At 74.1% G+C, this 21,027-nt stretch carries 20 protein-coding genes; 10 read left to right on the top strand and 10 right to left on the bottom strand.

The window, feature by feature from the left end; translation table 11 throughout:
* Window positions 1-549: 549 nt before the first annotated feature.
* From BUE45_RS18380 to BUE45_RS18365, 4 genes are all read left to right on the top strand, one after another.
* The gene (locus BUE45_RS18380; protein ID WP_218619567.1) at window positions 550-1,506 is read left to right on the top strand and encodes a GHMP family kinase ATP-binding protein; all 957 of its coding nucleotides are present in this window, start codon (window positions 550-552) and stop codon (window positions 1,504-1,506) included.
* A 14-nt stretch (window positions 1,507-1,520) separates the two neighbouring features.
* Window positions 1,521-2,576, top strand: a complete 1,056-nt coding sequence (locus BUE45_RS18375; protein WP_143173403.1) for a PLP-dependent cysteine synthase family protein — start codon at window positions 1,521-1,523, stop codon at window positions 2,574-2,576.
* 221 nt (window positions 2,577-2,797) lie between these two features.
* A complete protein-coding gene (rraA, locus tag BUE45_RS18370) occupies window positions 2,798-3,292 on the top strand; it encodes a ribonuclease E activity regulator RraA (protein ID WP_073380584.1) in 495 nt (164 codons plus the stop codon).
* The gene (locus BUE45_RS18365) at window positions 3,289-4,551 is read left to right on the top strand and encodes an MFS transporter (RefSeq protein ID WP_073380583.1); all 1,263 of its coding nucleotides are present in this window, start codon (window positions 3,289-3,291) and stop codon (window positions 4,549-4,551) included. Before rraA ends, BUE45_RS18365 begins: the two co-directional genes overlap by 4 nt.
* 45 nt (window positions 4,552-4,596) lie before the next feature.
* On the opposite strand, the gene BUE45_RS18360 is transcribed toward BUE45_RS18365, so the two are convergent.
* Entirely contained in the window at window positions 4,597-4,983 is a 387-nt protein-coding gene (locus BUE45_RS18360) for a nuclear transport factor 2 family protein (protein WP_073380582.1), read from the bottom strand.
* 238 nt (window positions 4,984-5,221) lie between these two features.
* Here BUE45_RS18360 and BUE45_RS18355 point away from each other — a divergent pair, with 238 nt between their 5' ends.
* The 4 genes from BUE45_RS18355 to BUE45_RS18340 all read left to right on the top strand — a co-directional run bounded on the left by BUE45_RS18355 (window position 5,222) and on the right by BUE45_RS18340 (window position 8,395).
* The gene (locus BUE45_RS18355; RefSeq protein WP_073380689.1) at window positions 5,222-5,665 is read left to right on the top strand and encodes a YciI family protein; all 444 of its coding nucleotides are present in this window, start codon (window positions 5,222-5,224) and stop codon (window positions 5,663-5,665) included.
* Window positions 5,666-5,713: 48 nt separating this feature from the next.
* Complete coding sequence (locus BUE45_RS18350; RefSeq protein WP_073380581.1) at window positions 5,714-6,970, top strand: RNA polymerase sigma factor; 1,257 nt, start codon at window positions 5,714-5,716, stop codon at window positions 6,968-6,970.
* A 50-nt stretch (window positions 6,971-7,020) separates the two neighbouring features.
* Window positions 7,021-7,338 (top strand): PIN domain-containing protein, encoded by a 318-nt coding sequence (locus tag BUE45_RS18345; protein WP_073380580.1) that lies wholly within the window; start codon window positions 7,021-7,023, stop codon window positions 7,336-7,338.
* A gap of 64 nt (window positions 7,339-7,402) precedes the next feature.
* The gene (locus BUE45_RS18340; RefSeq protein ID WP_073380579.1) at window positions 7,403-8,395 is read left to right on the top strand and encodes an NAD-dependent epimerase/dehydratase family protein; all 993 of its coding nucleotides are present in this window, start codon (window positions 7,403-7,405) and stop codon (window positions 8,393-8,395) included.
* Window positions 8,396-8,667: 272 nt separating this feature from the next.
* Here BUE45_RS18340 and BUE45_RS18335 read toward each other — a convergent pair whose 3' ends face one another.
* From BUE45_RS18335 to dnaK, 9 genes are all read right to left on the bottom strand, one after another.
* Window positions 8,668-10,104 (bottom strand): AfsR/SARP family transcriptional regulator, encoded by a 1,437-nt coding sequence (locus BUE45_RS18335; RefSeq protein ID WP_084737465.1) that lies wholly within the window; start codon window positions 10,102-10,104, stop codon window positions 8,668-8,670.
* Between the two features lie 249 nt (window positions 10,105-10,353).
* On the bottom strand, window positions 10,354-10,767 hold the full coding sequence (locus tag BUE45_RS18330; protein ID WP_073380578.1) for a spore-associated protein A: 414 nt from the start codon (window positions 10,765-10,767) through the stop codon (window positions 10,354-10,356).
* A gap of 29 nt (window positions 10,768-10,796) precedes the next feature.
* Window positions 10,797-11,201 (bottom strand): spore-associated protein A, encoded by a 405-nt coding sequence (locus tag BUE45_RS18325; RefSeq protein WP_073380577.1) that lies wholly within the window; start codon window positions 11,199-11,201, stop codon window positions 10,797-10,799.
* Between the two features lie 22 nt (window positions 11,202-11,223).
* Window positions 11,224-11,643, bottom strand: a complete 420-nt coding sequence (locus BUE45_RS18320; RefSeq protein WP_073380576.1) for a spore-associated protein A — start codon at window positions 11,641-11,643, stop codon at window positions 11,224-11,226.
* A 229-nt stretch (window positions 11,644-11,872) separates the two neighbouring features.
* Window positions 11,873-14,485 carry an ATP-dependent chaperone ClpB gene (gene clpB, locus BUE45_RS18315; protein ID WP_073380575.1) on the bottom strand — a complete coding sequence of 871 codons (2,613 nt, stop codon included), beginning with the start codon at window positions 14,483-14,485 and terminating at the stop codon, window positions 11,873-11,875.
* A gap of 92 nt (window positions 14,486-14,577) precedes the next feature.
* Entirely contained in the window at window positions 14,578-15,054 is a 477-nt protein-coding gene (locus tag BUE45_RS18310; protein ID WP_178378570.1) for a heat shock protein transcriptional repressor HspR, read from the bottom strand.
* A gap of 5 nt (window positions 15,055-15,059) precedes the next feature.
* Window positions 15,060-16,232, bottom strand: coding sequence for a molecular chaperone DnaJ (dnaJ, locus tag BUE45_RS18305; protein ID WP_073380573.1), 1,173 nt, complete (start codon window positions 16,230-16,232; stop codon window positions 15,060-15,062).
* Window positions 16,233-16,361: 129 nt separating this feature from the next.
* Entirely contained in the window at window positions 16,362-17,084 is a 723-nt protein-coding gene (grpE, locus tag BUE45_RS18300) for a nucleotide exchange factor GrpE (protein ID WP_073380572.1), read from the bottom strand.
* Between the two features lie 36 nt (window positions 17,085-17,120).
* On the bottom strand, window positions 17,121-18,974 hold the full coding sequence (dnaK, locus tag BUE45_RS18295; protein WP_073380571.1) for a molecular chaperone DnaK: 1,854 nt from the start codon (window positions 18,972-18,974) through the stop codon (window positions 17,121-17,123).
* A gap of 343 nt (window positions 18,975-19,317) precedes the next feature.
* Between dnaK and BUE45_RS18290 the strand changes: the two genes are divergently transcribed.
* Complete coding sequence (locus BUE45_RS18290; protein WP_073380570.1) at window positions 19,318-19,998, top strand: sensor domain-containing protein; 681 nt, start codon at window positions 19,318-19,320, stop codon at window positions 19,996-19,998.
* A 208-nt stretch (window positions 19,999-20,206) separates the two neighbouring features.
* Window positions 20,207-20,923, top strand: coding sequence for a GOLPH3/VPS74 family protein (locus BUE45_RS18285; protein ID WP_073380569.1), 717 nt, complete (start codon window positions 20,207-20,209; stop codon window positions 20,921-20,923).
* Window positions 20,924-21,027 lie beyond the last annotated feature (104 nt).

The raw sequence follows: 21,027 nt of genomic DNA, 5'->3' as shown, positions 1-21,027 counted from the left end.
GGCGCCGACCGGGATGGACGAGCCGTCGCATGCGGCGTTATGCCGACCCTGGGGATACCGCCGACGCGCACCCGCCAGGGCAGCGAGAGCCACACCACTCGGTGATGCGCCGCCCCGGCCGGCGCCGCCGGGCCCTGCCGTGCGCGCGGCTCCGGGCGGTCGCCCGGCCCTCTTGCATGTGCGGGGCGGTACCCGGGTTCCCGGACGGCTGCCCGGCCCTGCCGTGCGGCCGGTCGCCCGACCCCGATGCGCGCGGCCCAGGGCCCTCGGAACCGCCCACCGGCGGCCCCGGCCCCTCCCGTGCGCGCGGCTCCGGGACGGCCCTCACGACCCGCGCCCGGGCGCCGGGGTCCGCGCCCACCCGCGGGCACGGCCGGCCCGGAGACCGCCGCCGCGACTGCCGGAACGCTGCCGGTGGACCGCCCCCGGGACCGCCGGTGGGACGCCGGTGCCGACCACCGGGCGGCGGTGCCCGCGCTGCCTAGGCTCGGTTCCGTTCACATCCGCGAGGACCCGCCCACCGGGCCTCTGGAAGAGACGGGCAGTCAGATGCAGATGGCGGAAGCCGGCGGCGCCCCCCAGGGCGCACCGCTCCTCACGGACACCGGAGGCGCGGCCACCCTCGGGTTCGGGTCGTCCCGTGTCCACCACGGGGAGATCCTCCAGGGGGTGTTCGAGCACGAGGGCCGCCTGGTCCGCGGCCTCACGACGATGCCCTGCGACCTGTACCACGCCTACGCCGTCTTCGAGCCCTCGGCGATCCCGGTGCTCACCGTCGAGCCGCCGGGCAAGGCCAAGGCCTTCCGGGCCGCCTCGGCCACCCTGTCCGCGCTGGGCAGGTCCCACATCGGGGGACGGCTGTACGTCGTCTCCCAGGTGCCCCTGTCCCGCGGCTTCGGCTCCTCGACCAGCGACGTCATCGCCTCGGTCCTGGCGGTCCACGACGCCTGCGGGCAGCGGGTCGACAGCGGGCGGACCGCGCGCATCGCGGTCCGGGCCGAACAGGCCTCCGACTCCCTGATGTACGACGGCGACGCGGTGCTCTTCGCCCAGCGCGAGGGGAAGGTCATCGAGACGCTCCCCGGCGCGCTGCCGCCCCTGCGGGTGCTGGGCTTCGGCACCAGCCGGGACGGCGCGGGCGTGGAGACCCTGGACATGGGGCCCGCGGTCTACGGGCCCGGGGAGGTCGCCGAGTTCGCCGAGCTGCGGCTCATGCTCCGCGAGGCCGTGGCCGCCGCCGACCCCGGGCTCCTCGGCCGCGTCGCCTCGGCGAGCGCCCGGATCAACCAGCCCCACCTGCCGGTACCCGGCTTCGACGCCCTGGAGGCGCTGGTGCCCCGCTGCGGGGCGGCCGGGCTCCAGGTGGCCCACAGCGGCGACATCGCGGGCCTGGTCTTCGACGGCCGCGACCCCGACATCGACCGGCGCCTGGACCGGGCCCAGCGGGCCCTCGCGGACCTGGGCGTCACGGACTTCTGGCGGTTCTCCGCCGGAGAGCACGAGTGAGGACGACACACGCCATGACCCATCCCCCCGCATCCCCCGCGTCCCCCGCCGCCTTCGACGACATGACGGAGGCCATGGCGCTGCCCCGCGTCGTACGGGTCGGCGAGGGGCTCTACGCCGCCGTGTTCAACCTGATGAAGCTGCTGCCCGCCAAGCACATCATCGAGCGGGCCCGCCAGGGGGGCGCCCTCGCCCCCGGCGCGCCCGTCCTGGAGACCTCCTCCGGGACGTTCGCGCTCGGCCTGGCCCTGGTCTGCCGGCGGCTGGGCCACCCGCTGACCATCGTCGGGGACCCCGCCATCGACACCGACCTGCGCACCCGCCTGGAGATGCTGGGCACCCGGGTGGAGATCGTCGACGACTTCGACGCGCCCGGCGGCATCCAGGGCGCCCGCCTGGCCCGGCTGGAGCAGCTGCGCCGGGAGAGCCCCGAGTCGTTCGTGCCCGGCCAGTACGACAACCCGGGCAACCCCGCCGCCTACCTCCCCGTGGCCGAACTCCTGGCCGGGGCCCTGGGCCGGGTCGACCGCGTCGTCGGACCGGTCGGCTCGGGAGGGTCGACCGGCGGGATCGCCAGCGCGCTGCGCCTGTTCGGCGGGGAGGTCGAACTGGTGGCCGTGGACACGCCGGGAAGCGTCATCTTCGGCCTGGAGAACGGGCCCCGCCCCCTGCGCGGCCTGGGCAGCAGCATCCTGCCCGGCAACGTGGCCCACGAGGCCTACGACACCGTCCACTGGGTGAGCGCCGCCGCGGCCTTCGACGCCACCCGCCGCCTGTTCTCCGAGCACGGCGTCTTCGCCGGACCCACCAGCGGCGCGGCCCACCTCGCCGCGCGCTGGCACGCCGAGCGCGACCCGCACGGCACCACCGTGGTCGTCTTCCCCGACGACGGGTTCCGCTACCGCGACACCGTCTACTCGCGCCCCTGGCTGGAGGCGCAGGGCATGTGGGCACCCGAGCTGCCCGCCGCCCCCCGGCCGGTGGAGCCCCCGCACGGGCTGCACCCCCACTGGTCGGTCGCCTCCTGGGGCCGCCGCCCCAGCCCGGCCGCCGCCGTGCTCAGCGCCTGACCCCGCAGGACCCCGTGGCACCCCGCAGGACCCCGGCGGGCACGGAGCCCGGGGCCGGGGCTCCCCACCCGGAGCCCCGGCCCCGGGGGCCCGGCCCCGCCCCCCACACGTGCACAGCCCCCTGAACCGGAACCCTCCGCCCCGGCCTCCGACCCGGAGCCCCGGTCCGAACCACCCCCCCCACACACACAGCCCCCGACACAGAGAAGGAGAGCCGGGAGATGCGAACCGCCGCCCCCGTCCCCGCCACCGCCGACCTGATGGACACCGACTCCACCGCGGTCAGCGTGCACGCGCCCCTGCGCCACTACGGAGGGAGGACGTTCCTGCACGGCGCGGTGCGCACCGTCCTCTGCCACGAGGACAACGCCCTGGTCCGCTCCCTGGCCGCCGAGCCCGGCCACGGCCGCGTCCTGGTCGTCGACGGCGGCGGCTCCCCCCGGGCGGCGCTGGTCGGCGGCGAGGTGGCCCGCAACGCGGCCGCGAACGGCTGGTCGGGCATCGTGGTCAACGGAGCCGTCCGCGACGTCGCCGAACTGCGGCTCGTGGACCTGTGCGTCCTGGCGCTCACCACCAGCCCCCGCCGGGCCGAGCGCGCCGGCCGGGGCGAGGTGGACGTCCCCGTCGCGTTCGGCGGCGCCGTGATCGTCCCGGGCACGGAGATCGTCGGGGACGAGGACGGCCTCGTGCTGCGGCCGGGGGGAGGGGACCGATGAGCGCCTCCGGCAGGCCCGGCGGCCACTTCCCCCGCTTCCTGGCCGGGAGCCTGGCCAGCAACCTCGCCGACGGCATCATGTTCACGGCCCTGCCCCTGGTCGCGGCCGTGCTCACCAACGACCCCCTGCTGGTGTCCGGGCTGATCGTGGCCCGGTTCCTGCCCTGGCTGCTCTTCGGCCTGGTCGCGGGGGTCCTGGTGGACCGGCTCGACCGCGGCGTCCTCCTGGTCGGCGCCAACCTGGTCCGCGCCACCGCCCTGGTGGCCCTGGCCGCCCTCGTCGCCACCGGGCACGCCTCGATCCCGGTCCTGTACGCGGTGATGTTCACGGTGATGACCTGCGAGGTCTTCTACGACCTGGCGGGCCGGGCGATCCTGCCCCGCCTGGTCCCCGTCGAGGGGCTGGACCGCGCCAACGGGCGGATCGTGGGGGGCAAGACGGTCCTGGAGGACTTCGCCGGCGCGCCGCTGGCCGGCCTGCTGTTCGCGGTCGCGGCCTTCCTGCCGCTGGCGGTGAACGCCGGGGCCTACCTGCTGGGCGCGCTCGTCCTGCTCGGCCTGCCGCTGGCGGTGCGCCGCACGGCGCCCCCCGCGCCGCAGGACGACGCCCCGGCCCGTCCCTCCGTGCTCGCCGAGCTGCGCGCCGGGCTGGCGCTGGTGTTCGGCGACCGCGCCATGCGCTCCCCGGTCCTGCTCAACATCGCCGCGAACGCCGCGTTCATGGCGCAGGCCGGCGTCCTGGTCCTCATCGTGCGGGAGCACTTCGGGGTGCCCGAGGCGCTGTACGGGGTGTTCCTCGCCTCCTCCGCGGTCGGCGCGCTGGCCGGCGCCCTCCTCGCGGCCCGGGTCTCCTCCCTGCTGGGGCGGTTCGGGAGCGTGGCGTGGGGCTTCGCGGCGATGGGGCTGGCCTGTGCGGCCTTCGGACTGGCCCCCAACGCCTACCTGGCCGCGCTGGCCTGGTCCGTCCTGGGGGCGGCCATGTCCGTCTCCAACATCGTGATGATCGGCTGCGTCCAGACGATCGTCCCGGCCACCCACCTGGGCCGGGTGCTGTCCTGCGTCCAGGTGCTCGGGTTCGGACTCGCCCCGGTGGGCGCCGTGCTCGGCGGCCTGCTGGGCCGGGTCGAGCTGTTCTTCGTGCCGGTCGCGGCGGGCGCGGTGATCCTGCTCGCGCTGCTCTTCGCGGCCCCCGGCCTGCGGCGCCTGACGCGCCGCGCCGACGAGGCCGCGGCCCTCGTGCAGGGGGTGCCCGCCGGATGACGGCCGACGCGCGGCGGGGAGGGGGCGCACCCCCTGTCCCGCCGCTCACCCGTCGGCGTGGAACCTGCGCCACGTGAGCAGCAGCCCGTACACGCCGAGGGTGAAGACGTCGACGAACCCGCGCCGGCCGGACGCCGCCCCCTCGGCCCGGCCCGTCACCACGACCGTCGACTCCCGGGCGACGATGCGCTCCGGCCGGTGCGGGCCCTGCCCGTCCAGACAGGCGAAGACCAGGGCGGCCACCTCGTCCGGTCCGCGGGCGGTCCCGCCTGAGGGGTGGGTGAGGACGGCGTTCTCGTCCACCAGGGAGGCGTACCCGTCGGAGTCGCCCGCGTCCAGGTAGTGGTAGGCGAGGCGGACGTGGTCCACCCCGATCTGCGCGCCCGGGAGCGGAGCGCGCTCGACCGTTGTTCTCTCCGTGTTGCGGGGCATGGTCACCCTCCTCGGGTGTGATGGGGGCCGGCATCTTCCACCACCCTGCGACCGGGCGTCATCGCGGCCCTATCATCCGCCTATCGCGGACTCCCCGGGCCCCGGACGGGGTTTCCGGGGCCGGTCCGGAGAATTTCCGGAAAGAATCCCCGGCGCGGTGTCGATCCGGGGCGCCCCCGTTCGACGAAGTCATGAGAGCGGGGGGAAGGACCCCCACACCGCACGGAGGGTGAACACCATGCGCTACATGATGTCGATCATGTCCGACCCGCAGGCCGAGGCGGACACCGAGATGACCCCGGAGATCTTCGAGGCCATGGCCGCCTACAACGAGGAGCTGGTCAAGGCCGGCGTGCTGCTGGCCGGGGACGGCCTGGCGCCCTCCGCCGAGGCCGTCCGGGTGACCTTCTCCAACGGTGTGAGCCGGGTGACCGACGGCCCCTTCGCCGAGGCCAAGGAGTTCATCGCCGGGTACTGGATCATCGAGGTGTCCTCGCGGGAGGAGGCCGTGGAGTGGGCCAGGCGGGTCCCCCACCCGCCGGCGGGCGACACGTCCGAGATGAGCCTGGTCCTGCGCCGGATCATGGGCACCGACGACTTCGGCGACGAGATGCCCGCCGAGCTCAAGGAGCGCGAGCGCGAGCTGCGCGGGGGGAACGCCCACGAGGGCGGCCGGGGCTGACCCTGGCCGGGTTGCGGTGACGCGGCTCACGGTGCTCTCATAAGGCCCGTGAGCCACACCGATACCCGGCGCGCGGTGGAGGCGGTCTGGCGCATCGAATCGGCCCGCCTCGTCGCCGCGCTCACCCGCATGGTCGGCGACGTCGGCCTCGCCGAGGAGTTCGCCCAGGACGCGCTGGTCAGCGCCCTGGAGAAGTGGCCGGCGGAGGGGGTGCCCGACAGCCCCGGCGCCTGGCTGACCACCGTCGCCAAACGCCGCGTCGTCGACCGCTGGCGGCGCGACGAGCGCTTCCAGGACCGCATGGCCGAACTCGGCCGCCGCATCGCCGAGGACGACGGGCGGGACGGGTTCGACGCCGTCCTGGAGGAGGACTACGGCGACGACCTGCTCCGACTCATGTTCGTGTGCTGCCACCCGGTGCTGTCCACCCAGGCCCGGGTGGCCCTGACCCTGCGGATGCTGGGCGGGCTGGCCACCGACGAGATCGCCCGCGCGTTCCTGGTGCCCGAGTCCACCGTCGCCCAGCGCATCGTCCGCGCCAAGCGCACCCTGGCCGAGCGCAGGGTGCCGTTCGAGGTGCCGGCGGGGGAGGACCGCGACGCCCGGGTGGCCTCCGTGCTGGAGGTCGTCTACCTGGTCTTCAACGAGGGCTACACGGCGACCTCGGGCGACGACCTCATCCGGCCCGAGCTGTGCGAGGAGGCCGTGCGGCTGGGCCGGGTGCTCGCCGGGCTGCTCCCCGGGGAGCGCGAGGTGCACGGGCTGCTCGCGCTCATGGAGCTGCACGCCTCCCGGTTCCGCGCCCGGGTGGCCCCGGACGGGTCCGCGGTGCCGCTCGCCGAGCAGGACCGCTCCCGCTGGGACCGGATGCTCATCACCCGGGGCATGGCGTCGCTGCTGCGGTCCCTGCCGCCCGACCCGTCGCTGCCGCGCGGGCCCTACGCCCTCCAGGCGGCGATCGCGGCCGAGCACGCCCGGGCGCCGACCGCCGCGGACACCGACTGGACCGTCATCGCCGCCCTCTACCTGGCGCTGGTCCGGGAGACGGGCTCCCCGGTGGTGGAGCTCAACCGCGCGGTGGCGGTGTCGATGGCCGACGGGCCGGCGGCCGCCCTGGAGATCGTCGACTCCCTGAACGGGGCCCTGGACGGCTACCACCCGCTGCCCTCGGTCCGCGGCGACCTGCTGGAGCGCCTGGGGCGGGGCGAGGAGGCCGCGGCGGAGTTCCGCCGCGCCGCGGCCCTGACCCGCAACGGGCGCGAGCGCGCCCTGCTCCTGGACCGCGCCGCCCGCGCCGCCCCCTGACCCCGGCCGCACCTGCGCATCTTGATGCGGCCGGGACAGGATTCGCCGAGATGCGGGACGGGTTCGCGACCTGTCCGATCACGCAGGGCGGCCTTGCCCGGATGATGATCCGCCGGGGTGAGAGCGCCGACACGGTCCTCCGCGTGATCGCGGCCCTGGAAGCGGATTCCCGCCATGAGTTCCGGCCGGACGAGGTGTCTCACCCGGCCGCCGACTTCCACGGGGTCATCGGCCACCGGCAGGTGACCGACTCCTATCCGGCCCGGCTCGCCCGGGCCGACTGCGGACGGTCGGCCGCGTTCGACCAGGGACTCGCCGAGCTCCATGACGACGCCGCGGACCCGGTGGCGACCGCACCCCCGGCGTGAGCGGATTCTGCCGGTGGCAGTAGCCCCTGGCGCACCGCGGCCGTGCCGGGCCAGACTGCTGGGCATGAGACTTCTGGTGTTGGGCGGGACGGAGTTCGTCGGACGGACCGTCGTGGAGGACGCGCTGGAGCGCGGGTGGGACGTCACGGTGTTCCACCGCGGGACGCGGGACGCGCCGGCGGGGGCGGCCGTGCTGCACGGCGACCGGCTGGCCCCGGGCGGCCTGGAGGCGCTGGCGGAGGGCGGGTGGGACGCCGTCGTCGACACGTGGTCGGCGGCGCCCCGGGCGGTGGGGGAGGCCGCCCGCCTGCTGGCGGACCGGGTCGGCCGCTACGCCTACGTCTCCAGCTGTTCGGTGTACGCCTTCCCCTCGGCACCGGGCTCGGACGAGGACTGGCCGACGGTGGACGCCGATCCCGGGTCCGGGGGCACCGACTACGCGGCCGACAAGCGCGGCGGCGAGCTGGCCGGTGAGGCGGTCTTCGGCGACCGGTTCCTGTCCGTGCGGGCCGGGCTCATCCTCGGTCCCTACGAGAACATCGGCCGCCTGCCCTGGTGGCTGGGCCGGATCGCCCGCGGCGGACGCTTCCCCGCCCCCGGACCGGCCGACCTGCCGATCCAGTACGTGGACGCCCGCGACCTGGCCGCCTGGACCCTGGACGCCGTCGCGGCCGGGCTGTCCGGGCCGTTCAACCTGGTGAGCCCGCCCGGGCACGCCACCTTCGGCGCGCTGGTCGGGGCCTGCACCGCCGCCACCGGCTCCGGTGCCGAGCCCGTGTGGCTCACCCCCGAGCAGGTGGCGTCGGTCGGCGCGGAGCCGTGGTCGCAGCTGCCGGTGTGGATCCCGCCGGGCGAGCTGCACGCGTCCCTGCACGGCAACGACGTGTCCCGCGCGGTGGCCGCCGGGCTGCGCTGCCGCCCGGTCGCCGAGACCGTTGCCGACACCTGGGAGTGGCTGGTGTCCATCGGCGGCACCGCCCCCCTGCGCCCCGGCCGCCCCGCCGTCGGCCTGCCCGACGGCCTGGAGGAGCGCCTGCTCGCCGCCGCCGACCGCTGACGGCCCGGGGCCCCGCCGGTCACGGCGGCCGGGGGGCCGACACCGCTCCGCTCCCGCCCGGCGCTCCCCGTGGCGCCCATGTCAGGCGGGCTCGCCCCCCGGGAGCGGAGCGCCCCGCGGCTTCCACCGCCCCCGCGGCGGGTCGGGTTCCCGCAGGCGCGCGCACGGCCGGAACCCCCGCGGCCCCGCGGCGGCCTCGCCGCCACGGCCATGGCGCGCCCCCGGGGCCGAGGCGTCCGGCGTGGCGCGGTCGGCGCCGTCCCGCCCGTGGCCTACCTGGTTCCCGGCGTGCCCGCCTCCGCGGTCCGACCCCCCGCCCCCAGGCGGGCGGCGGTCAGGCACAGCGCCAGCGGCAGCCGCCCGCAGCCGTCGGCCAGGTCGGGTCCCGACACCGATGCCAGCGCGCGCGGACCGGCCACACGGAGCAGCAGTTCCAGCGACGACTCCTCCGACAGCACGTCCAGCGCCAGCCGGCGGGCGCCCCGCAGCGCCACCATCGGCACCAGCCCGCTGCGGCTGGTGACCACCACGGCGCTGCCCCGGCCGCCGGGCAGCAGCGGGGTCACCTGCTCGGCGCAGGCGGCGTCGTCGAACACGAACAGCAGCCTCAGGTCGGCGGTGATCGACCGGAACAGCTTGGCCGGGTCCGTCGCGCCCGCGGGCGGTCGCCGGGGGTCCACCCCCAGGCTGCGCAGCATCTGGCGGAGTGCCTCCCGGGGGTCCACCGGGCGTTCGGACCCGCCCAGGTCCATGTAGAGCTGGCCGTCGGGGAAGCGGTCGCGCACCGTGTGCGCCCAGTGCAGGGCCAGGGCGGTCTTGCCGACCCCGGAGACCCCGGTGATCAGCAGGAGCGCGTCGGGGGAGCGGTCCAGCAGCCCGTCCAACGTGCGCACCTCCCGCTCGCGGCCCACGAGTTCCCGCAGGCCGTGGGGCAGTTCGGCGGGGCGCACCGCGGGCCGGGGGGCGGGCCGCCCGGAGTCCGCGGGCACGGGCGCGCGGTCGGTGGTGAGCAGCTCCAGATGCAGGCGGCGCAGGCATTCCCCGGGTTCGATGCCCATGCGCTCGCGCAGCAGGGTCCGCAGCGCCTCGTACGCCTCCAGCGCCTCGCCGGTGCGGCCGGTGCCGTGCAGCGCCGACATCAGCAGCCCGGTGAAGCGCTCCCGGGTGGGGTGCGCGGCGCACAGGGTGCGCAGCTCGGGGAGGACGGCCCCGAACCGGCCGCACCGCAGCTCCGCGTCGTGCAGCTCCTCCAGGGCGCCCAGGCGGGCCTCCTCCAGCTCGGGGCGGGCCCGGTCGGCGAGGGCGGGTTCGACGCCGTTGAGGGCGGGCCCGGTCCACAGGGCCAGGGCGGTGCGCAGCGTCCGGACGACCGCGTCGGGTTCGCCCCGGTCGTGTTCGGCGCGGGCCCGGCGGCGCAGCGCGGCGAAGGCCCGTACGTCGGTCGCCCCGTCGGGCACCGCGGCACGGTAGCCGTGCCCGCAGCGGACGATGGTGCCGGCGCCCAACCGCTTGCGCAGCTCGTGCACGTGCCCCTGGAGCCGGGACCGCGCGTTGGCGGGCGGGTCCTCCCCCCACAGCAGGTCGACGAGGAGGTCGTCCGGCACGGAGGTGTTCTGCCGGAGCAGGAGCGCGGCCAGCACGGTGCGGCGCTTGGACCCCCCGAGGCCGACGCGCACGTTCCCGTGGTGGGCGTCGACGGAACCGAGCAACCGGTATCGCACCCGTGTCGTGTCGGTTTCCATCCTGCGGTCCCCTGTCCGCTAAAGAATCCTTCATAGGGCGACAGGCGGAGCGTAGAACAATCCGGTTCGGAGAGTCCACCGATATCGGGTACCGGAGAACGGCGGGGACCCGGAACCGCTGGTGTCGGATTTCGGGCGTGCCCTTTCCCGGTCCGGTGGTCTGCGCACAGCCGCGAGGGGCGGCACCGGGATCCCGGAACCGCCCCTCGCCGGGTGTCAGCCGCAGTTGGTCCCGCGGTCTCCGCCCTCGGTGCCGCTGATCCGGCCCATCCAGGAGACGCACCGGCCCGCCGCGTTCAGGTACACGGGCCCGGCGTAGCTGGTGAAGTAGTCGCCTTCGTACGCGTCCCAGTGGTTGCCCTCGGGGTAGATGCTCAGCCCCACCTCGATGAGCACGGCGGAGCCGGCGCTGTTGCGCTTGGCCACCGCACAGTTGTTGCCGTTGGAGTTGTTGTAGGTGAGGAACACCGTGCCCAGGCTCCCGATGGGGGCGGAGTTGACCACCCCGTAGCCGCTGCCGCACTCGCCCCCGTAGGTGGCCGCCGCGGCGGGGGCGGCGGTGCCGAGCACTCCGCCCGCCCCCAGGCCCAGGGCCAGGGCGATGGACGCGGCCTTCCTGCCGATCCTCATGAGTTCCCTTTCCTGTCGTCGCCCGCGGATCAGCCGCAGTTGGTCTCGTCCTCGGTGAGCGTGGCCGTGCCGATGGTGCCGCCCCAGTCCACGCACCGGCCCGCCGCGCTCAGGTACACGGGCCCGGCGTAGGTGGTGTAGTTCCCCGGGTCGTCCTCCCAGCCGGAGGTGCCCGTGATCCGGATGAACGCGTCCATCGGTGCGGCGGCGCCCGGGACGGTCCGGATGGTCACGACACAGTTGTTGCCGTTGGAGTTGTTGTAGGTGAGGAACGTGGTGCCCCGGTCGTTGGGAAAGCCGATCGAGTTGACCACCCCGTAGCCGCTGCCGCACTGGCCGCCGTAGACCGCGGCGGACGCGGGCGCGGCCAGGCCGGCGACGCAGACGCCGACGGCGGACGCCAGGACGGCGGCCCTCTTCAGGAACGTGTGCATGGTCCTCCTGCCGGTGCGGCGGTCAGCCGCAGTTGGTCTCGTTCCGGTTGGCGTTGGTCCCGTCGATGGAGCCGAACCAGTCGATGCACTGCCCGGCCGCGTGGAGGTAGACCGGCCCCGCGTACGAGTAGAAGAGGTCCTCCTCCTGCACGGCCTCGGAGGGCGCGTCGTTCGTCCGCTTGATGCCGACCGCGATCCAGACGCGGTCACCGCCTCCCGCTCGGACGGTGACGGCGCAGTTGTTGCCGTTGGCGTTGTTGTAGGTGACGTATACGGTGCCCTTGGTACCGACGTTCTCGAAGTTGACGACGCCGTAGCCGCTTCCGCAGACGCCGTTGTAGGCCACCACCGGGTCGTCGGCCGCCGCGGGGGACGCGAGTCCGATGGTCGTCATGGCGACGGCCGCGGCGATCAGCGCGGCCGGCCGGAACCTGTTGAACATGGGGTTTCCCCGTCCTGGGTCGGTGTGCCCGCACATGACGGACACCGTCGAGAATGCTCGCACCGACCGCTCAGAACCCGCTGGGAATCCGCTTGGTTCCGCCTCGCCCGCTCCCGGACGTGCGGTGGGGGGCCGCCGGCCTGTTCCGTCCGCGGGGCGCGGCGCCGGGTCCCGGACACGCGGAAGGGGCCGCCCACGGTGTGGGCGGCCCCTGCGCGTCATCCCGGTGCTAGCCGGCCGGGCTGCCGATCGGGCGGGCCGTCACGACCAGGCTGTCGGCGGCGTCGTTGACGTCCACCACGACCGTGTCCCCCTCGGCCAGCCGGCCCGACAGCAGCTCGCGGGCGAGCGGGTCGCCGATCGAGGACTGCACCAGGCGGCGCAGCGGCCGGGCACCGTAGTTGGGGTCGTAGCCGGTCATCGCCAGCCACTCCCGCGCCCCCGGGGTCACGTCCAGGTGCAGGCGCCGGTCGGCCAGCCGGCGGGCCAGCCTGTCCACCTGCAGGTCCACGATCCGCGTCAGGTCCTCGATGGACAGCGCGTCGAACATGATGACGTCGTCGAGCCGGTTGAGGAACTCGGGCTTGAACGTCGCCCGCACCACGTCCATCACCCGCTGCCCGCGGGTCGCCTCGTCCAGGGTCTGGTCCACCAGGAACTGCGAGCCCAGGTTGGAGGTGAGGATGAGGATCGTGTTGCGAAAGTCCACCACCCGCCCCTGGCCGTCGGTCAGCCGGCCGTCGTCCAGGACCTGGAGCAGGGTGTCGAACACCTCGATGTGGGCCTTCTCCACCTCGTCCAGCAGCACCACCGTGTACGGGCGGCGGCGCACCGCCTCGGTGAGCTGGCCGCCCTCCTCGTAGCCGACGTACCCGGGGGGCGCGCCGACCAGGCGGGACACCGAGTGCTTCTCGGAGTACTCGCTCATGTCGATCCGCACGATCGCCCGCTCGTCGTCGAACAGGAAGTCCGCCAGCGCCTTGGCCAGCTCGGTCTTGCCGACGCCGGTCGGCCCCAGGAACAGGAACGAGCCGGTCGGCCGGTCGGGGTCGGAGATGCCCGCGCGGGCCCGGCGCACCGCGTCCGCCACGGCCACCACCGCGTCGCGCTGGCCGATGAGCCGCCTGCCCAGCTCGTCCTCCATGCGCAGCAGCTTGGAGGTCTCGCCCTCCATCATCCGCCCCACGGGGATGCCGGTCCAGGACGACACCACCTCGGCGACCTCGTCGGCGCCCACCTCGTCCTTGACCATGGTGTCGGTCTCGGGGCCGGTGGACTCCTCGGCCTGGGCGGCCTCCTCCAGCTGCTTCTCCAGCTGCGGGATCTCCCCGTACATCAGCCGGGACGCCGTGGTGAAGTCGCCCTCGCGCTCGGCCAGCTCGGCCCGGGTGCGCAGCTCGTCCAGCCGGCCCTTGAGCTCGCCGACCCGGTTCAGGCCCGCCTTCTCCTGCTCCCAGCGGGCGACCAGGCCGTTGAGGCGCTCCTGGCGGTCGGCCAGGTCCGAGCGCAGCCGCTCCAGCCGCTGCCGGGACGCGGTGTCCGACTCCTTGTCGAGCGCCATCTCCTCCATCTTGAGGCGGTCGACGGTGCGGCGCAGCTCGTCGATCTCCACCGGGCTGGAGTCGATCTCCATGCGCAGCCGGGACGCGGCCTCGTCGATGAGGTCGATGGCCTTGTCCGGCAGGAAGCGCGCGGTGATGTACCGGTCGGACAGGGTCGCGGCGGCCACCAGGGCCGAGTCGGAGATCTGCACCTTGTGGTGCGCCTCGTAGCGCCCCTTGAGCCCGCGCAGGATCGCGATGGTGTCGGTGGCCGACGGCTCGCCCACGAACACCTGCTGGAACCGGCGCTCCAGCGCGGGGTCCTTCTCGATGCGCTCCCGGTACTCGTCCAGGGTGGTCGCGCCGACCATGCGCAGCTCGCCGCGGGCCAGCATCGGCTTCAGCATGTTCCCGGCGTCCATGGAGCCGTCCCCGGAGGCCCCGGCGCCGACCATGGTGTGCAGCTCGTCGATGAACGTGATGACCTGGCCGTCGGAGTCCTTGATCTCCTGGAGCACCGCCTTGAGGCGCTCCTCGAACTCGCCCCGGTACTTGGCGCCCGCCACCATCGCCGACAGGTCCAGGCTGATCAGCTTCTTGCCGAGCAGGGACTGCGGCACGTCGCCCGCGACGATCCGCTGGGCCAGGCCCTCCACCACGGCGGTTTTGCCGACGCCGGGCTCGCCGATGAGGACCGGGTTGTTCTTGGTGCGGCGGCTGAGCACCTGGATGACCCGCCGGATCTCCCCGTCGCGGCCGATCACCGGGTCCACCTTGCCCTCGCGGGCCCGCTCGGTCAGGTCGACGCCGTACTTCTCCAGCGCCTGGTAGGTCTCCTCGGGGTTCTCCGTGGTGATCCTCCCCTTGCCGCGCACCCGCTCGAACGCGTCGAGCAGCGCCTCGGGGGCGGCCCCGGCGTCCTTGAGCAGCCGGGCGGCCTCGCCGCCGTCGGCGGCCAGGCCCACCAGCAGGTGCTCGGTCGAGACGTACTCGTCCTCCATCTGCTTGGCGCGCTGGGCGGCGGTGTTGATGGAGACGATGAGCTGCCGGGAGGAGCTGGGCGACGCGGTCGTGGACCCGGACACCTTGGGCAGCGCGCCGATGGCGGCGTCCACCCTGTCCTTGAGGCGGTCGGGGTCGGCGCCGACCTCCTTGAGCAGCGGGCGGGTGATCCCCTCGGCCTGGTCCAGCAGCGCGGCCAGCAGGTGCACCGGCTCGGTCTGCGGGTTGCCGTCCGTGGTGGCCCGCCGGATGGCCACCGACAGGGCCTCCTGGCTCTTCTGCGTGAGCTTGTAGTTCATGTGCGGTGACTCCTTTCGCAAGTCTGGTGACGAAGAGTGGTGGTGTGCGGTCCGCGGGTCCCCCGTGCCGCCGTGCGGACCCCGGCGGGCCGTCAGGCCTCGTCGCCCGCGGCGCGGTCGGGGCCCTTCGGCCCGGGGTCCTTGCGCGGGCCGTCGTCCTCGGCGGTGTTGAAGATCGTCACGCGGGTGCGCCGGACCAGTTCGCCGCGTACCGCGGACCCGCTCTCGGTGTGGGGAGGGCGCGCCCGGCGCGCCACCGCCCGGCGCGCCGCCTCCAGCTCGTTCGCCAGGTGGAACACGTGCTCGCGCAGCTCCTCCACCTCGTGCTCCAGCTCCAGGATCCGCTTGATCCCGGCCAGGTTGATGCCCTCCTCCTGCGACAGCCGCTGCACCTCGCGCAGCGTTTGCACGTCGCGCATGGAGTAGCGCCTGCCGCGTCCGGAGGTCCGGCCCGGGGACACGATCCCCAGCCGGTCGTACTGCCGCAGCGTCTGCGGGTGCATGCCGGCCAGCTCGGCCGCCACGGATATGACGTAGACCGGGGCGTCGACGCCGAAGGAGTCGCTCATCGGACTCACGCGCCCTTCGCCCGCGCTTCGAGGCCGTCGCGCGGGTCGAAGTCGGACGTCGCCGCGCGGAACTTCTCCAGGGCCTCGCGGGCGTCGCCGTTGAGATCCCGGGGCACGGAGACCTCCAGGGTGACGATCATGTCGCCGGCGGTGCCGTCCTTGCGGGTCGCCCCCTTGCCGCGCACCCGCAGCTTGTGGCCGTTCTGCGTGCCCGGCGGCACCTTCACGGTCACGGGGAAGCCGGTCAGCGTCGGGATGCGGACGTCGGCGCCGAGCACCGCCTCGGGGAAGGTGACCGGGACGGTGATCGTCACGTTGTCGCCGCTCCTGCCGAACACCGGGTGCTCCTTCACGTGGACGACGACGTACAGGTCACCCGCGGGGCCGCCGTTCTCTCCCGGCGCGCCCTTGCCCTTGATGCGGATGCGCTGGCCGTCGGCCACCCCGCCGGGGATGCGCGTCTGGATGGTGCGGGTGCTCTTGCCGCGCCCGCTGCCGTTGCAGGTGGCGCAGGGGTCGTCGACGACGAGGCCGCGCCCCTTGCACTCGCTGCACGGCTCCGACAGCGAGAAGCCGCCGAGGTTGGTGTTCTCGTGCCCGGTGCCCGAGCACTTGGGGCACATCCGCGGGGCGGTGCCCGCCTTGGCCCCGGTCCCCTTGCAGGTGGGACAGGGGGCGTCGCTGGCCAGCTGGAAGGAGCGGGTCGCCCCGTCCGCGGCCTCGCGGAAGGTCAGGGTGGTCTCGGTCTCCACGTCGGAGCCGCGTCTGCTGCGCGTCCCCGTGCCGCCGCGGCCCCGGCCGCCGAACAGGCCGCCGAACAGGTCGCTGAGGCGCTCGCCGCCGCCGGTGGTGCCGCCCGCCGTGCCGCCGCCCTGCCCGAACAGGTCGCTCATGTCGAACCCGCCGGGGCCGGTCCCGCCGCCGCCGGGCCGGTAGGAGCCGCCGAACAGGGACCGCGCGTCGTCGTACTCCTTGCGGCGTTTGTCGTCCGACAGGACGTTGTACGCCTCGGAGATCTCCTTGAAGCGGTCCTCCGCCTTGGGGTCGCCCGTGTTGGCGTCGGGGTGGTTCTCACGCGCCAGCTTGCGGTAGGACGACTTGATCTCGTCCTTGGAGGCGGTCTTTGAGACTCCGAGGACCTTGTAGTAGTCCTTCTCCAGGTAGTCCTTGGTGCTCATCGACTGGGTGCCTTCTCCCGCTGCTCAGATCGCGTCCGATGTTGCCAGGTCGTCCCGGGCCGCGCGGGCCCGGGGTCGGCCCCGGCCGCACCCGCGGGGGTGCGGCCGGGGCCCTGCGGGGTCGTCCCGCTACTTCTCGTCCGCGTCCCCGGTCTCGGTGTCCCCGGTCCCGGACGCCTCGCCGGCCCCGTCGACGGGGTCGCCGACGACCACGCGGGCCGGGCGCAGGACGCGCTCACCGATCCGGTACCCCGGCTGGAACACCTCCACCACCGTCTGGACGGTGATGTCGGGGACCGGGATCAGCGTCAGCGCCTCGTGCACGGTCGGGTCGAACGCGTCGCCCTTCTCCGCGAACCGCTCCAGGCCCAGCTTGGCGACCGCGCCCTCCAGGGACTCGCCCACCGCCTTGAACCCGCCGTTGAGCTCGTCGTGGTCGCGGGCCCGGCCGATGTCGTCCAGGATCGGCAGGAGTTCGCCGAGCACCTGGGCGGTGGCGACCTCGCGGACGGCCACCCGGTCCCGCTCGACGCGCTTGCGGTAGTTGGAGTACTCCGCCTGCACGCGCTTGATGTCGTTGGTGAGCTCCACGACCCGCTCGTCGGCGTTGATCGCCTCGGAGACCACCTGCTCGGGGGTGTCCGGGACCTCGAAGCCCTCGACACCCTCCTCGCCGGCGTCGTCGGCCGCGGTGTCCTCGACCGCCTCCTCCGCGTCCCCGGCGGTCTCCTCCGCCTGCGGCTCGCGGACCTCCCCGGTCTCCGGGTCGATGCGGCGGTTGTCGCGGATCACCGGACCCCGGCGCTCCTCACCGTCACCGGCGGTGCCGTTGGTGTTGTCAGACAGCGCCATCTGGGATACGCCCTCCTTCCTCTCGGCCGAAGCGGGTCAGGACCGGTCGTTCTTGTTGTCCTCGTCGACGATCTCGGCGTCCACGACGTCGGAGTCGTCGGCGGCGGAGTCCGCGGCGGGCTCGCCGTCGGCGGCGGCGCCGTCGGAGCTCTGCTGGCCCTGGCTGTAGATGGCCGAGCCGATCTTCTGGCTGGCGAGCGCGACCTTCTCGCTCGCGGTGCGGATCGTGTCGACGTCCGAGCCCTCCAGGGCGGTCTTCAGGTCGCCCAGGGCCGCCTCGGTCTCCGAGCGCACGTCCGCCGGGATCTTGTCCTCGTTGTCCTTGATGACCTTCTCGGTCTGGAACACGAGGGACTCGGCGTTGTTGCGGACCTCGGCGCTCTCGCGGCGCTTGCGGTCCTCCTCGGCGTACTGCTCGGCGTCGCGGACCATCTTGTCGATGTCGTCCTTGGACATCGCCGAGCCGCCCGAGATGGTGACCGACTGCTCGCGGCCGGTGCCCAGGTCCTTGGCGGTGACGTTGACGATGCCGTTGGCGTCGATGTCGAAGGCCACCTCGATCTGCGGGACGCCGCGCGGCGCCGGGGGCAGGCCGGTCAGGTCGAAGACGCCCAGCTTCTTGTTGTCGCGGGCCATCTCGCGCTCGCCCTGGTAGACCTGGATCTGCACGGACGGCTGGTTGTCGTCGGCCGTCGTGAAGATCTCGGAGCGCTTGGTCGGGATGGTGGTGTTGCGCTCGATGAGCTTGGTGAACACCCCGCCCTTGGTCTCGATGCCCAGCGACAGCGGGGTGACGTCCAGCAGCAGGACGTCCTTGACCTCGCCCTTGAGGACGCCGGCCTGGAGCGCGGCGCCGATGGCCACGACCTCGTCGGGGTTGACGCCCTTGTTGGGCTCCTTGCCCCCGGTCAGCTCCTTGACCAGCTCGACGATGGCGGGCATGCGGGTGGAGCCGCCGACCATCACCACGTGCTCGATCTCGCTGAGGCTGATCCCGGCGTCCTTGATGACCTGCTGGAACGGGATCTTGGTGCGCTCGACCAGGTCCGAGGTCAGGCGCTGGAACTCGGCGCGCGTGAGCTTCTCGTCCAGGTGCAGCGGGCCCTCCGCCGAAGCGGTGATGTAGGGCAGGTTGATCTGCGTTTCGCTGGAGGAGGACAGCTCGATCTTGGCCTTCTCCGCGGCCTCGCGCAGGCGCTGGAGCGCCATCTTGTCCTTGGCCAGGTCCACGCCGTTGGAGTTCTTGAACTTCTCCACCAGCCAGTCCACGACGGCCTGGTCCCAGTCGTCGCCGCCCAGGTGGTTGTCGCCGTTGGTGGCCTTGACCTCCACCACGCCGTCGCCGACCTCCAGCAGGGAGACGTCGAAGGTGCCGCCGCCGAGGTCGTAGACCAGGATGGTGGCCTCGTCCTCCTTCTCCAGGTGGTAGGCGAGGGCGGCCGAGGTGGGCTCGTTGATGATGCGCAGGACGTTGAGGCCCGCGATCGTGCCGGCCTCCTTGGTGGCCTGGCGCTGGGAGTCGCTGAAGTAGGCGGGGACGGTGATGACCGCGTCGGCCACGTCCTCGCCGAGGTAGGCCTCGGCGTCGCGCTTGAGCTTCTGCAGGATGAAGGCGCTGATCTGCTGGGGGTTGAAGGTCTTGTCGTCGATCTTCACCGACCAGTCGGTGCCGATGTGGCGCTTGACCGACCGGATGGTGCGGTCGACGTTGGTGACCGCCTGGCGCTTGGCGACCTCTCCGACGAGGACCTCGCCGTTCTTGGCGAAGGCGACCACGGACGGGGTGGTGCGCGACCCCTCGGCGTTGGTGATGACCGTGGGCTCGCCGCCCTCCAGGACCGCGACACAGGAGTTCGTCGTACCGAGGTCGATTCCGACCGCACGTGCCATGTTGCTTCCTCCGTCAAAGTTGAGTCGTTCGGGCGTAAGTTTGCTTCGTCCGGCGAGGGATGTCAAGTCAGTTGAGTCGACCCGACTCAAGTTACTTTCTACGACCTGACAACGAGCGACCCTGCGAGGTTGTTCCCGACTTCGGGGGTTTTCACGAGGAAGATGGCGCAACCCCGGGGGAACCCGGGGGGATCCTTGACCGGGCCTCGGGGTCGACCCCGACGAGAACGGGGGACGGGCCCGCGGGTGGTGCGCGCACCACCTCCGATACGGGGGGCGGCGGCCCCGGAGAGGGGTGCGCGCGGCCCCGACGGGACCGGGGCCGCGGGCCTACCGTCGGGGCATGGACGCACAGACCCTCCCCCGACTGACCTCCCGGCTCCTCGCCGACACCCGGTACGCGCTCCTCGGCCTGCCCCTCGCCGTGGTCTCCTTCTCGCTGGTCCTCACCGGGCTGGCCGCGGGCCTGGGCTCCGCGGTCGCCGGGGTGGGGCTGTTCCTGCTGGCGGGCACCCTGTACGCCGCCCGCGGGCTCGCGCACGCGGAGCGCGTCCGCCTCGCGGACCTGACCGGCGGACCCGTGTTGCGCGCCCCCTACCGGGCCCCCGCCCCCGGGGCCGGGCCGCTGCGCCGGGCGCTGGCCCCGCTCGGCTGCGGCCGCAGCCGGCTGGAGGCGCTGCACGCGGTGGTGCGCCTCCCGGTCTCGCTGGTCTCCTTCGTCTTCACGGCGGTGTGGTGGGCGGGGGCCCTGGCCGGACTGCTCTCCCCGCTCTGGGGCTGGTCGCTGTACACCGTTCCGGGCTACACCGACGCCGGCTCGCTGGTGTCGGCCGAGCACCCGCTGGTGGCCACCACCCTGCTGCACATGGCCGCGGGGGCGCTGTTCCTGGTGTCGCTGCCCCCGGTGGTGCACGCCTGCGCGCACGCCGAGGCCCTCCTCGGCCGGATGCTGCTGCTCGCGCCGCAGGACCCCCGGGTGCGCGTGTACACCGCCCCCGAGGCCCGCGTCCCCGCCGGGGTCTGAGCCCCCGCGCGCAGGCCCCGGGGGACCCCCGGCGGTGGAGGTCGAGCCCCCGGGTGCGCCGGCCCCGGGCGCCGCATCGGGCCCTCCCGGCGATCAGGCCGCCTGAGCCCCCGCGCGCGGCGGCCCGGCCCGGTCCGCTTCCTCTGTACCGCTCGGTCTGGAACACTCGGGAGGGCCCGCCGCACCGCGACCGAAAGAGGCGACACCGATGACGCTGCACGCCGGGGACATCTCGGAGAGGACCGGGGCGCCGCTCCTGGCCGAGGACGTCCTCCTCGTTCTGTTCCAGCCCGACTCGGGCACGATCGCGGGCGAGAACACGCTGTTCTACGTGCTCGGGGGAGCCGTGCTCACGGAGTTGGGCATCGAGGGCAACGTGGAGATCGGCGAGCACCGGCTCGGCGGCGCGCAGGTCCGGGCGGTGCAGGGCAACGCCCCGGACGACGAGCTCCTGCGGTCCGGCTGGGACTACGTCTCGGACAAGCCGCGCAACGCCCAGACGGTCCTGGCGGCCGTCGGTCCCGGGCTGCGCGGCCCCCTGCTGGACCGGCTCGTCGGGCGCGGTGACATCCGCCGCGAGAAGCGCAGGGCCCTCGGGTTGTTCACCACGACGGCCCTGGAGGACGGCAGTGGGCGCCGGGCGGGGCTGGTGGAGAGCGTCCGCGCCGTCCTGGAGGACGGGGAGCCGCCGGAGCCGCGGGTGGCCGCGCTCGCCGCGCTGGTCTCGGCCAGCGGCTCGCTGCCGCAGCTGCACAAGGAGATCCCCTGGAACTCGGACGTCATCACCCGCGCCAAGGCGCTCGAACAGGGTGACTGGGGAGCGGGGGCCGCCGCCGAGGCGGTCACGCGCACCACGACCGCGATCGTCGTCAACGCGACGGTCAGCGCCATGGTCGCCGCCAACGTGATCTCCCCCCAGGGCTGAGCCGCGCCCTCCCCGAAGACCCCGGGCCCGCCGCGACCGGGCCGCCGGCGCGCGGGGGCGCCCGCGGGCCCGGTTCCGCCCGTCGCGAGTCGACCCGGCTCGGG

Origin of the sequence: Nocardiopsis flavescens, assembly GCF_900141985.1 — a bacterium.
Taxonomy (GTDB): Bacteria; Actinomycetota; Actinomycetes; order Streptosporangiales; family Streptosporangiaceae; genus Nocardiopsis; species Nocardiopsis flavescens.
This window is presented reverse-complemented; position numbering and strand designations above follow the sequence as displayed.